The sequence below is a fragment of the Pontiella desulfatans genome, assembly GCF_900890425.1.
In the GTDB taxonomy this organism is placed as follows: Bacteria; Verrucomicrobiota; Kiritimatiellia; order Kiritimatiellales; family Pontiellaceae; genus Pontiella; species Pontiella desulfatans.
The window spans coordinates 638,590-651,917 of record NZ_CAAHFG010000004.1 but is presented as its reverse complement, the minus strand read 5'-3'; the positions used below and the strand labels follow the sequence as shown (position 1 = coordinate 651,917).

The window sequence follows — 13,328 nt, the reverse complement described above, 5'->3', positions numbered from 1 at the left end:
GCTTTTTTTGCCGGACATCGGGGATGACCCGATGAATAAAGGCGATTCCGAAATCGCCATGGTTGTACGCGCTATAATTCCTGCGTGATCTTTTCGACGATGTAGGCCTGGATCGTGTCGCCTGCTTCGAAGTTCGTGAAGTTCTCCGGACGTATGCCGCACTCTTGCCCTTGGCGCACTTCGGCGGCATCGTTTTGGAAACGCTTGAGCGAACCAATGAGGCCTTCGAAAAGAATGTCGCGACCGCGCTTGATTCGGATGCTCGCCTTCGAAGTAATGCGACCGCTCATCACCATGCAACCGGCAATCTTGCTCTTCTTGCTGAGCTCGAATACTTCGCGGACTTCCGCTTCGCCGATCACCTGTTCGCGCAGTTCCGGTTCCAGCAAACCCTTCATGGCGCTCTCAACATCTTCGATCAATTCATAGATGATGCTGTACAAGCGGATCTCAACCCCTTCGCGCTTGGCGGCGGCGTTGGTTCCGTTTTCGTTGCCGGTGTGGAAACCGAGAATGATGGCATCCGATGCACTCGCCAGCATGACGTCGTTGACGGTAATGTTGCCGACATCGTTGGTGATGATGTTGATCTCCACCTTGTCGCTCTTGATGCCGCCAAGCGAATGCGCAATGGCTTCGACCGAACCTTGCACGTCGGCCTTGATGATCACCTTGAGTTCCTTCTTCTCGTCCCCTGCGCCGGCTCCGAACAGGTCGTCGAGCGACATCTTCTTCGGGGCGGCTCCGCCACCCAGCTGCGCGGCGCGTTCTTCGGCCTGCAGCTCCTCGGAAAGCGCCTTGGCTTCCTTGTCGGAGGCCAGCACCTGGAATTCGTCGCCGGCACCCGGCACGTTGGTGAGCCCGAGAATCTTCACGGCGGTGGACGGTCCGGCCGTGCGGATCTTCTTGCCTTGGTCGCTGATGAGCGCCTTGATGCGGCCCCAATAATTGCCGCAGATCACGTTGTCGCCCACCTTAAGCGTACCGCTCTTGACGAGCACGCTGGCGGTCGGGCCCATGCCCGGCTCCATCTGGGCCTCCACCACGAAACCGGTTGCCGGCTTGTTGGGGTTGGCCTTGAGCTCGAGCATTTCGGACTCGAGCAGGATGCGTTCGAGAAGCGAATCGATTCCTTCGCCGGTTTCGGCACTCACCGGAATGCAGCCGATGTCGCCGCCCCAGTCCTCGACCATGATTTCGTTTTCCTGAAGTTGCTGCTTCAAGCGGTCGGGGTTGGCGGCGCGCAAGTCCATCTTGTTCATTGCAATGATGGTGCAAACGCCGGCCGCCTTCGCGTGCTTGATGGCTTCGATCGTCTGCGGCATCACACCGTCGTCCGCCGCAACAACGAGCACGGCGATATCGGTGAGGTTTGCACCGCGGGCACGCATGGCCGTGAAGGCGGCGTGGCCGGGGGTGTCGAGGAACGTAATCTTGTGGTCGTTGAGTTCGACCGTATAGGCACCGATGTGCTGCGTGATGCCGCCGGACTCGCCGGCGGTGACGCGGGTGTTGCGCACCTTGTCGAGCAGGGAGGTCTTGCCGTGGTCGACGTGCCCCATGAAGGTGACGACCGGCGGCCGCGGCAGCAGGGCGTCGGGCGTGTCCGGAGCTTCAGCCAGCTTCTTGGCCTGGACTTTCTTGCTGGTCTTCGGCTGTTGCGGCGCGGCCTTTTTCTTCTCTTCCTTGCGTACGGTGAAGCCGTGCTTCTCGCCAATCTGCTTGGCGATCTTCAAATCGATCTCGGCGTTGATGGAGGCGAACACGTTCATCCGCATCAACTCGGCAATCACCATGTTGGGCTTCATACCCATCATTTCGGCAAAGTCCTTAACGATCACCTTCGGCTTTTTCAACTCGATCAGGGTCGGGTCCTTCGCCGGTTCGTCGGAGGCGGCGGGCGGAGCTTCCTTGGCAACCACCTCTTCGGCGGCGGCCTCTTCAACCGGGGCTTCCTCGGCGGCGGCCACCGGGGCGGCCTCTTCCTTCACCTCTTCGGCAGGAGCCGCTTCGGGCTCTTCTTCTTCCTCGGCCGAGACATTATCCTCGCGCGCGTCCTCGATCGAGCCGTAGCCCAGCTCGTCGCAAACCTGGGTGATCTGATCCTTGGTCAGTTCGGATTCCGGGCCATCAACGACGATATCGATATCCCCCAGAATCTCGATCAATTCCTCGGCGGATACGCCGACATCTTTAGCTGTCTCTTGTACTGTCATCATTCCGTAATCTCACCGTGTTCTTTAATGTATTCCGCCTCTGCCGCATACCAGAGGGCCCTGGCCTGCTCGGGGGAAATGCCTTCGATGGAAGAGAGGTCGCCCATCTCGGCGGCCAGGATACCTTCCAGCGTCAGGAAGCCGGAGAATACCAGCTTGTCGGCGTATTCGTCGCCGATGCCTTCGATGGCAGCGAGCTTGGTTACCGCAACGGCAACGCGCTCCTCGAAGTCCATGCTCTCTTCATCCTTCTGGATGTCCACGCGCCAGCCGGTCAGCTTGGAGGTCAGCCGCGCGTTCTGGCCGCGCTTGCCGATCGCCAGCGAAAGCTGGTCGGGCTCGACCGTAACCTTGACGGTCTGCGTATCCGCATCGGCTTCGACATGCTTCAGCCGGGCCGGTGCGAGGGCGTTGGTTATCAGGGTGTGGATATCGTCGCTCCAGCGGACGATATCGATCTTTTCGCCGGAGAGTTCGCGCACAATGTTCTTCACGCGCATGCCGCGCATGCCAACACAGGCGCCAACGGGATCCACGCGCTCATCGTGCGAAATCACCGCCACCTTGCTGCGGTAGCCGGCCTCGCGGGCAATGCCCTTGATGTCCATCGTGCCATCGGAAATCTCCGAGACCTCCAGTTCGAAAAGGCGGCGGACAAAATCGGGGTGGTTGCGCGAAAGCACGATCTCGGGGCCGCGCTCGCGCTCGCGGACATTAAGGATGAGCGCCCGGACACGCTCGCCAATCTCATATTCCTCGGTCGGAACGCGTTCCTTGGAAGGCATGATGGCTTCGCCGTGCTCCAGCTCGATCACCACGTCCGAGCGGTCGAAGCGCGTCACGGTTCCGGTGGTGATTTCGCCGAGGCGATCCTTGTATTCGTCGAAAATGATTTCCTTCTCGGCGTTGCGGATCTTCTGCATGATCACCTGTTTGGCGGTCTGCGCGGCGATGCGGCCCATGCGCGGAGGAGTGGTTTCGATTTCGGAGCCATCCGACAGTTTCCGGTAGGCCTTGCGCTCGAAGGTGCGGCGATCGATCTCGATGCGCAAATCCTCGTCCACTTCGTCCCCGTTTTTCTCGGCAACACTCTGCAGGGCGGATTCGATGGCACGAATAATCGTTTCGCGCTCCACGCCCCGTTCGCTTTCCATGTATTCCACAACGGCTTTCAGTTCCGCAGCATTCATTCGCCACCTCCTTGCTCAACCTTCAATAAATCAAATAACAGGCCCATAGAGAACAAAAGAGCGGCCAGGGGCCACTCTCATCCAGAGCCAAACTATCAACAAGTCGAGCAAAGTACGCTTCCCGCCCCGCGCCGTCAAGCGGCAATCCGGCAAAATCCGGAGCCGGGGCACCGGAGACCTTTAACCCTTAAAAGGGGCTTCGTGGCTCGGTTCGCGCTTACGAACCTCCGCGAACCAACCCCATCCCGAAGTTGTCCTGGATGAGGGAGGGCATGTTGCGGATGGCGTCGCGGTCGTATTCCTTGGTGGGTTCGTCGAGCCCTTCGTAGGGGACGAGGTTGGGGTGCTGGCGGAGGTCGTCGTTGCGGTCGCCGGGAGTCCAGCCGGCGAGAAGGCGCTCGGCCCACCAGCGGTCGTGCTCGGTTTCGGCCAGGAGCTCGAGTTGCTCCAGGGGGAAGCGGGAGATGGTTTCGGAAGCGGAGACCGGCTGGAGCGAGTAGCCGAAGGCGCGGATGCGCTCGAGGAAGGCGTCGGACTGGTAGCGGTTCGACCAGCGGTAGTGCTCGGCGAGCGATTTCCAGGGATGGAAGCTGGGCTTTTCGGGATCGTACCAGCCTTCGGCCTTGGCCTGCTCGATGTAGCTGTTGTGGATCTGTTCGGCAATCTTGTCTTGCCCGGGAACCAACCCGTAGCATTCGTCGAGGGTGCCGAAGAAACGGATATCCTTCCACCGCTTCTGGTCCTTGATTTTCTGCGCAAGCGAGGAGAGGCCGGAGCGGGTTTCCTGCCGGACGTAGACGGGATTGTCGCCGGTAATGACGGGAGCCGGCAACGAAAGCGCGGTACTCATGGACGCGTCGGGGTCGGAGAAGCAGACGGCGACGCTGAGGATCTGGTTCGGATCGTCGGCGGCTTCGGCCAGCTTGTCGCGTACCGTGGCCGATTCGGCATAGGCCTTGAGGAAGGTGAATTCGATGTCCGGCATGGCATCGATGGCACAATGGCTGCGGAAGGAGACCTCGCGGGCTTCGAGCTTGGAATCAACGACGGTGATTTTGGTTTTCCTGCCGGAGGCATAGTGGGCAATCCGTGCGGCCTGCACGGCGATGGCCTGGCCCATCTGGCCGAAACCGAGCACGAAGAGATGCACATAGGCGGAGGATTCCTTCCGGGCAACTTCGGGAGCATAGGCCAAGGGCGGATACACATGGGCCGTTGAGCCACCCGGAATGGCGCACCAGATGCGCCGCGCCCAGTCCTCGCAAAAGTTGAAGGGGTGGAAGTTGGCCACCCCCTGCCTGCCCGAGGGAATGTCGATGTCCTGGATCAGGTCGTAGGAACGCAGATCGTCGATATGGATATGGATGGTGACTTTCCCTTCCATCTTCCGCGCATCGCGCAGCTCGGCGATGCGGGTGGCGGCCTGCAGGTTGCGGCTATCGTTGCCGCGCACGTTGCGGTCGCCCAACACCACCACCTCGTCGGCCCCGGCAACATTCAAGGCCTTGAGATCGGTGTTGGAATCGAGCGAGCCGCGGAAGACGAAGACCTTGCGCGGATCGACCGCACATTCGGGGCAATCGAACTCGGTGCGCAGTTGTTCGCGCACCTCCTCGGCGTTTTCCTGCGAGAGGATGATGACCTTGCGGCCGGGCTTGGCGAGCTTTTCAACCACGGAGACGCCCATGGCGCCCCAGCCCAGCACCACGCCGTGCCCGTCCTTGAACCGGCAGCGGGCATCGCCCTCCAAGGTGCGTTGGCCCCGGCGGTCGAGCGCGTTGACGAGGATCGACACGAACACCCCTTGCAGCACGAACCATCCGCCGTAGGTCACGAAGAAGTCGAGCACCCGGCTCCAGCCGGTCGTTTCGCCGAGATAGTCCGGGCACGTTGCATGCATGAACGAGACCCACCACGGATTGTCGCCGAGATCCTTCGCGCCGAACTCGAAGTACGGCAGGCAGAGCAACACGGCCCCGAAGGCCACAATCAGTGCAAACGCCCCGATCAAAACGATAATTTGCCGCGGCGTCGAACTCCACGCCCGATAAACCATCTGCGACCACCAACATCCGAATGCATTTTTTTTCATTGTTCCACCTTTCAATCCATCTGTTCCACGATATCCGTAATGCTGATGCGGGGCTCGTTGGAATTTCCTTTATCCACATGCTCCATTAGAAGCCCGTTGGAATCCAACCGCAGGTATCGAAAGTCGCTGTTCTCCGCACCGCTCTTTTGTTTGATTGCGACATAAGACGCCCCGCCAAGAACCTGCTCACCGTTCAGCTCAACCACAATGTCGCCCGGACGAAGCACGGAGTGCACAACATCGTTCTCGGTGCCCCACACCACGGCCCCGTGCCGCATGCCGGTTTTTGCGGCTTCCGTTGCATAGGCCTTGACCGCCTTGACCACGCGGGGGGCAGAGGTGGAGTCCGGGTTGAATTCCAGGAACCGATCCATTTGCAGGGAGGCATCGGCATGCATGCCGCAGGCCATCAGCCGGATAATCTTGCCCCACATGATGCCCGGATCGTCGTCGGGCAGGAGCGTGCAGTCGGCGCGGATGGCGGGTTCCTGTTCGGCAAGCATGGCCTCCAGCTCCGCCAACTGCTTTTCCATTTGCTCCACCTCTTCGGCCTTTTGAAGAAGCGGAAGCATCGCATCTTCCTGGCGGCTGAGGTTGGCCTGCTCTTCGCCCACCAGCGCAGCCATTTCGTTCATGATGCGGTTCATCCGCTCCTCGGCGCTTTTCGCCAGGCGTTCGCATTCGGCCTGGTCGTCCAACCAAAGCAGGTTGAGGCTGGCCAGATAGGCGCAGGTGGAGAGCGGCTCACGGAAGGCCTTCCGGAACCCTTCCGTATCCTGGTTCAGCGGCGCGAGGAATTCCGCTGCGCCATACCACGCCATCGCGGCGCTTTCGCGGTTCCACTTCCGGTATTGGACAAGCAGCTCGCGCTTGTTGGCCGGACTCATCACGAACCGCGGATCGACGCAATTCCGCAGGAAGCCGACATTGTTCACCAACTCCTCGGTCATCGTGGAAGCAAAGGGCACGAACGCATCGGCGTCGGCCGCGTTCAAAGGCGATCCCTGAATCCACGCGAGCAGGCCTTCCGGGAACGGGTGTATTTTCGCACCGGTATTTTGCATTTCGCCCGCAACATGTGCCGCCTGACCTTCCAGCTCCTTGATCTGCATATCCATCGGATAGTCCGAGCCGGATATGACCTTACCTTCAAGATATTCCGTATAGCGCTCGAAGGATCCGAACTGCTGATCCCAGCAAACCAGCATGAACAGCATGTGCGAGGCCACGCGCCGTACCTGGTTTTCGTCTTCCGGACTCGGAGCGTCGTTCGGGGCGAGTTTCCAGACCCCCAGAGCCAGCAGCCCCGCCACCGCCACGCCTGCGGCCACCTTCGGCCACGCCCTAACCCGCTTGAAGGGCAAGGGGGGCTGGACGGTTCTTGTCGGCGTCCGCCCCGCGCGCCAGGCATCCAGCACCGTGGTTACCTCATCCCAGCAACCGTCCGCGCCGTTGGAGGCATCCACCCATTGGGCGTGGGAAAGATAGTAGACATAGCTCCGCGATAGCTCAAACTCTTCCAACAGGACGGGCAGGATCGGCATCTTGCGGCCAAAGGCCTGGTTCAGCTCGCTCTTCACATGGGGCGACTCGTTGGCCTCGGCCGTCAGCAACAGCACGAATCCGTGGCATTGATCCAAGCCTTCCATAATCTGCTCGGCAAAATCCTGCCCGCCATGGATCTCCTCCGGCGCGAGCCAGGTGTCGTAGCCCAGGGTTCGCAGCTTGTCCGCGAACGAGCGGGCGGCCTCGCCGGATTTCGATGAATAGGAAATGAAAAGTCTCATCGGTTTGGATTCACTCATCTTCTATCTTTCCGCTAAATGGGTTCCACTACATGATTCCCATCAGAGCCATTAAACAAACTCCGGGATAAAACGGAACAATTGCCTGGAGCAGAACTCCTCGCCCAAGTAAACCATCTGCGACCACCACCTGAATGTGCTTTTTTTCTTCATTATTTGATCCTTCTGTAGAGCCTTTGCTGGAAATTGTTCCACTGGGATGTGGTTTCCGCGCGGGTGAGAACAAGTTCGTCGCCATCCGCCCCGAACTGTATGCTTGCCAACGTGACAGCACCGTCGATACCGCCTTGTTCGCCCCAAATATTCATGCCGTCGTGGATGCCTATCTTCCAAGTGGAATAGGAGGTTTGGTGAAGTGATCTATCGGCGGCACGGAAAAAGTTGTAGCTGCATCGGCCATCGGGAAGAATCGTCCACTCAAGAATGAAAACCCGGCCTTCGAACAGCTCTTCACATCGCCACCTTCCGACCATGCGATCCCGCAAGGTTTTCAGCTCTCCGGTGTCGCACCCTTCCGGTTTTCTCATGAAGGAGAGGTCGGGAGTATGCACCTCCCACTCGGTTTTGGCCGAGTGAAGGATATCGGTGTCCACCTCCAGCCATTCCAACTGCGACCAGTCGGAAACGGCTTCATTTCCCCAGTTCCGGCCATCGACAAACGTCTCGTTCCAATGCCGGGCATAGATTTCGCGTGCCCCCTCCTTGTCGCCGGTAAACAAGAGGGCGTGCGCACAATTCATCCACAAGGGAGACGGATCCGACTCGTCCAGGGTCGGCATCATTTCCTGCGCCCGCTTGTTCGCATCGTCAAAACGCCCGCCCTGAACATAGTGCCAAAGCAGGTTGCCCACGAGGTTCTCCCTCATCAAACCGGAGGATTCCTCTTCGCATGCCCGCTCAACAAGGTCGATGCCGGCAGCCGCAGAGGGATCAACCACAAAATAGGTTTGTGCGTATTCCGATAGCACGAACGCCTCAAGGCCGTTGCCTTCGGTTTCCGCCAAGGCAAGCGCGGCGGCATAGAGCCTGCGCGATTCCTCCAATGCCCCTTTCCACCGGTGCCACACGGCCGCGCAGCAAAGCCGGTCGAAATCCAGGCCGTCCTGTTTTTGCGCCGACGCTGAAAGCGATCGGGCCACCTCTTCCTGTGTACAGCCCCACAACAGCGACAGCACATGTAGATGGCCGTTCATGGCCGCCGAATAGGCCGGAGTTGCGCCGAGATGGGTGCGCACCTCTGTTTCCGCCCCCTGCCTCAGGAGGAGCTCGGTCAGATCGACCTTTCCAAGTTCGGTGGCAAATCCCAGCGGGGTTCCCCCGATATAGTTCCGATGCTCCAAATCCGCCCCGTGGGAAAGCAACGCCCAAACCACATCGTTCGTGTGTGCGGTCGAACTTCCTTGGAGAGCAAGAAACAGCGGAGTGTTGCCTGCTTTGTCGACGGCATCAATGTCCGCCCCATGCAAATCCAGCAACGATTGCGCCGTGGCCGTGTCGTTGTATAAGGCGGCCAAATGCAGTGGTGAGCTCCCGTACGCATTGCGGGTGTCAACCCCCGCCCCGTCCTCGACGAGCGAGAGCATGGCACCGCCATTGTAATTCCAGGATTCGGCCATCACCTTGTCGAGATTCCACTGCGCCTGCTCGGTGGAGGTCTCCTCCATGGCGACGGCAATGATGGCAATAATAAACACCGTTGCAGCGGCATAGACCATCCCCCGTAACAACGGCTTGAAATATACGCGCAACACGTTCAGGCGCCGGATTGGATTACGCTTCCTGCTCCATCCGGCAATCTGCCGCTTGGTTCGAAGGCTATTTCCAATCCAGAGCCCCCACAGCAGGGTGACGGGAATCCCGAACGCCAGGCTATCGGACAAATCCGTTCCATCGGTAAAACATGTGGCATATCCCGCCAGATCCAAGCCAAGTCCAACCAATGCAACCCTCAGGTCTGTCGTTACACATTTGACCGAAGGTACGGGCATGACCTTGCGCCACGTTAGCCAACCCATGAACAGGAGTGCAGGCATCCAGGCCAGAAGAATGGCCAAGGGGGTTGCATAGAAATCCACCCATATCTCCATCGAATCGTTTTCCACCACTACATCGCGGAACGATGGAAAAACGATCCCTGCAACAAGAATTCCCATACATACCAGCAAAATAATATCCATCGTACCGATAGCGACCCAGCCAAGCACACTCTTGCGGCCCCGCCGCTTGACCGATGCCTCGACGAATGCGCGCTCAAGGTCGCCTAATGCACCACCGGCATACACCCATTGGATTTCCGCGCGATCGACCAGCCGGTCGGTTTCGAGCAGCAGGGCGCGGTTGCGGTGTTCGGCATCCCACTGCCGGGCGGATTCGCGGAGCCATTGGCGCTGCTGCATGCGTTCCCGGTTCTGTTCGATGTGAAGCCCCACCTCCGACCAGTGCACCAGCAACAGATCATGGGCAAGGGCGACCGTGGGCTCGTGTTCGGCGTCCTCCCCGGCAATCAGCAATCGTTCTTTAACCAGTCGCTTGATCATGCGGTCGGCAGGAGTATCCTGCCCGAAAAATTTGCGCCGGGGATATTGGCGGACAGCCTTGCCGTCGCTGTCCAGCCCAACCAGCTCATCGAAAATTCGCGGCAGCGCCCTTTGCTCCTCCTTGTCCATCGAGGCGACGACGGATCGGGCGTGCTGGTCAACCGCGCCGCCGATCTTGCCGATGGATTCGTATTCGTCGTATGCGAGTATTCCATCCTCGTAACCCACTTCATAAAGGCGATGCAGGGTAAATTCCAGTAACGGGAGGCAGTCGCCCAGTCCGTTGGCGTCGTCGATCATGGCTTGGTCGAGCCCGACGCCGTCAATCTCTTCATAGCGGAGCCCGGCGGCCAGGGCGGGACGGCGGACGATCAGGTCGATCGCGGAGAGCGAGGGAGACTGCAGATGGAAAAGGCCATCGCTACCCGAGGCATCGAGCAGGTCGGGCAACGCTTCGAGTCGATGGTAGAAATCGCTACGCATGGTGGCGCACACCCAAACCCGCTTACTGCGTGCGAGTTCCAAGAGGATTCGGGCAAACGCCTTGCGTTCTGCGGCATTCCTGGTTCCCGTGAACAATTCCTCGAACTGGTCAATGAAGAGGAATAGATTCGCCTCTTTCGCTTCCAAGCAATCCTCGACCATCAGGCCGAGACTTTGCGGACTATCCTTGGCGATGTTGGCAAGGGTTTCATTACCACTCAATTCCGGCAAGGCGGTTTCATTGTGCAACGCCTCAATCAATGCCCCGGCCAGATTCGCTTCCAAGCCGGGATTCATGATGGCATAGCACCAGCGCTCATCCCGACGGGCATCGAGACGTGCTATAACCCCCGCCCGGATGAGCGAGGACTTTCCGCTACCGCTCATGCCCAGTACCATCAGAAACGCCATGCCCTGTTCGTCCAGCATCCGGAAGCGTTCCAAGATGCCGAATGTTTCCTTTTGACGCCCGAAGAAGACGGGATGGTGGTGGACGTCGAACGGTTCGAGCGCGCGGAAGGGCGAACCATGCGGCCAGGTGAGGTGCAGCTTGCTCTGTTCGCGCCCGACCCCGAGCCGATCCTCGATCCACCGCGGCAGGTGCTCCTTGAGCAGTTCCTCGAACTGGTTGAGCGACTCGAATTGGTGAAAGGCGGCAGAGAAGCTGCCATCGCTTTCGTTTTTGGTTAGCCAGTCGAAAAAGGTGCGCGTTTCGCGGAGCTGCCGGCTGGCATCCTCCGCCTCCTCAATGGGAACCAAAGGTTCGCGCCCGGTTTTGCGGTAGACGAGCAGGTCGGGGAAGCGCTCGGAGGAGGGGGTATCGTCATAAGCCTGCAACGCCCTTACGATCTCCAGCTCGGTTCCAGTCGGATTCCGCCCTTGCCAGGTGGGCGGATGAAACACCGGTTTAATGTCCTCCGTCTTTCCTTCTCCCAGCGGATAACCAATCTTCGACCAAAGGATGGAAACCACGAGGTGTGTTTGCTCAATGGGAACAATCTGATCCTGAAAACCACCCCGATTGGCGCACAGTAGTTCCTTTTCCCAGAGCACCCGTTCGATATGCACCCAAGAAGCATACCGTTCGCACAGCTCGGCAACCACGGTATCGACCACCCGCCGCTCCTCGACTACGTCGGAGGGCGAACTCACGAATATCCTAAAAACCGGTCGTCTATTCTTTTCCATCCCCTGCCCCCTGGATTCGATACCCCAGATTCTTCAGCCCATCCAGCGTGGCGCGGACGGTGGCGCGGTCGTATTCCCGTTCGCTTTCGGGCAAGTCGTTGTAGGGAACGAGGCACGGATGCTGTTTGGCGGCTTCATCGCGCACCGGCCCATGCGTCCAGCCCTCGGCCAGACGCCCTTCCATCCAGCGGACATGCACCGCTTCCGCCAGGTGTTCGATCAAAGCTTCGTCAACCACGTTCCACCCCTGGGTTTCCGTTGGCCCGGCATCCCCAAAAGCAGGGCCTGATTAAGTATCTGCCAAAGATCATATTGACATTAAAGACTTCCGTCGAGCCGCAATACCAAATAGTTGATCGGCCAGGGAGGCGGCGGTTGCCGTCAATCTTTCCACCCTTTGCCGTTGTGCCGGTTGGGGGATTCGTGTATCACCCTCCGCACTATGGAAGAGACGAAGAGCAAAAGGGTTGTGGCGATCGTGGGTCGCCCGAACGTAGGGAAGTCGGCGCTGTTCAACCGGCTGGTGGGGCGGCGCGTGTCGATCGTGCACGAAGAGGAAGGCGTAACGCGCGACCGCATTGTGTGCGAGGCCAACTGGGAAGGCGAGCGGTTCGAGCTGATCGATACCGGCGGACTGGGCCATTTCGGCAAGCAGGTTTCCCCCGACCAAATCGTTGAAGGAACCGAAACGCAGGCGGAAGTGGCCATTGCGGATGCTTCGTTCATTATTTTCGTGGTCGACATCTCGGCCGGGCTCGCCCCGCTGGATGAAGAGGTGGCGCGCATCCTGCATCAGAGCGGGCGCACCGTATTCCTCGCGGCCAACAAGGCCGACAATGAAGACCGGGAAGAGGGCGCGTACGACTTCGACCAGCTCGGCTTCCCCGTCTTCCCCGTTTCCGCCGTCCACAACCGCGGCATCGTCACCCTGATGGAGGCGCTGATCCCCGAGCTGCCGAAAGAGGAAAACCCAACGGAGGAAGAACCGCTCCGGGTGGCCGTGGTGGGCCGGCCGAACGCCGGGAAATCGTCCTACATCAACCGCCTGCTCAAGGACGAACGCGTGATTGTCTCGGATATTCCGGGCACCACCCGCGACAGCATCGAAATCCCCTTCACCATCGGCAAAGGCGAAACCGCCCGCCACTACCAGCTGATCGACACCGCCGGCGTCCAGAAGGACACCCGCGGCAAAAGCGCGGTGGATTGGTTCAGCAACCTGCGCACCGACAAGGCGATCGAACGCGCCGACGTGGTGGTGATGGTGCTGGACGGCGAAACCGGGCCGACCACCCGCGACAAGAAGGTGGCCGCCAAGATTATCGAAGCCCAGAAGGGGTGCATCCTGCTCATCAACAAGTGGGACCTGGCGAAAGACGCCGATGAGGACGTTACGCAGACCAAATATTTGCCGGCCCTGCGCGAGGCGCTGCCCTTCATGGGCTTCGCCCCCGTGTTGTTCGTTTCGGCCAAGGACGGCTACAACATCAAGCGTTCCGTGGAAGCGATCGACTATGTCGCCGCCCAGACGCGCGTCGAAATCACCACCGGCGTGTTGAACCGCGTCGTCCAGCAGGCGGTCGAGAAATATCCGCCGCCCATCGCGAAGGGCAAGCGCCTGAAGGTGTTCTATGCCACGCAGTCCGGCACCAACCCGATCTATTTCAAGGTGTTCGTGAACGATCCAACCTATTCGCGCTCCAACTGGCTGAAATATTTGCAGAACCAGTTCCGCGAGGCGTTCGGCCTCGAAGGCGCGCCGATCTTCATTAAGCTCGTCGCCCGCTCGCGGCCGGAAAGATAGGCAAACTCGACCA

At 59.6% G+C, this 13,328-nt stretch carries 7 protein-coding genes; 1 reads left to right on the top strand and 6 read right to left on the bottom strand.

What is annotated here, in order from left to right:
• Positions 1-71: 71 nt before the first annotated feature.
• From infB to E9954_RS28250, 6 genes are all read right to left on the bottom strand, one after another.
• A complete protein-coding gene (gene infB, locus E9954_RS28275) occupies positions 72-2,219 on the bottom strand; it encodes a translation initiation factor IF-2 (RefSeq protein ID WP_136082652.1) in 2,148 nt (715 codons plus the stop codon).
• Complete coding sequence (nusA, locus tag E9954_RS28270; protein ID WP_136082651.1) at positions 2,216-3,406, bottom strand: transcription termination factor NusA; 1,191 nt, start codon at positions 3,404-3,406, stop codon at positions 2,216-2,218. Before nusA ends, infB begins: the two co-directional genes overlap by 4 nt.
• Positions 3,407-3,623: 217 nt before the next feature.
• Positions 3,624-5,498, bottom strand: coding sequence for a RyR domain-containing protein (locus E9954_RS28265; RefSeq protein WP_136082650.1), 1,875 nt, complete (start codon positions 5,496-5,498; stop codon positions 3,624-3,626).
• Between the two features lie 11 nt (positions 5,499-5,509).
• Positions 5,510-7,303, bottom strand: coding sequence for a TIR domain-containing protein (locus tag E9954_RS28260; protein WP_136082649.1), 1,794 nt, complete (start codon positions 7,301-7,303; stop codon positions 5,510-5,512).
• A 152-nt stretch (positions 7,304-7,455) separates the two neighbouring features.
• Positions 7,456-11,511 carry an nSTAND1 domain-containing NTPase gene (locus tag E9954_RS28255; protein ID WP_136082648.1) on the bottom strand — a complete coding sequence of 1,352 codons (4,056 nt, stop codon included), beginning with the start codon at positions 11,509-11,511 and terminating at the stop codon, positions 7,456-7,458.
• Positions 11,498-11,749 carry a RyR domain-containing protein gene (locus E9954_RS28250; protein ID WP_222847354.1) on the bottom strand — a complete coding sequence of 84 codons (252 nt, stop codon included), beginning with the start codon at positions 11,747-11,749 and terminating at the stop codon, positions 11,498-11,500. Before E9954_RS28250 ends, E9954_RS28255 begins: the two co-directional genes overlap by 14 nt.
• 231 nt (positions 11,750-11,980) lie before the next feature.
• Here E9954_RS28250 and der point away from each other — a divergent pair, with 231 nt between their 5' ends.
• Positions 11,981-13,315, top strand: a complete 1,335-nt coding sequence (der, locus tag E9954_RS28245; protein WP_168442659.1) for a ribosome biogenesis GTPase Der — start codon at positions 11,981-11,983, stop codon at positions 13,313-13,315.
• Positions 13,316-13,328: the final 13 nt, after the last annotated feature.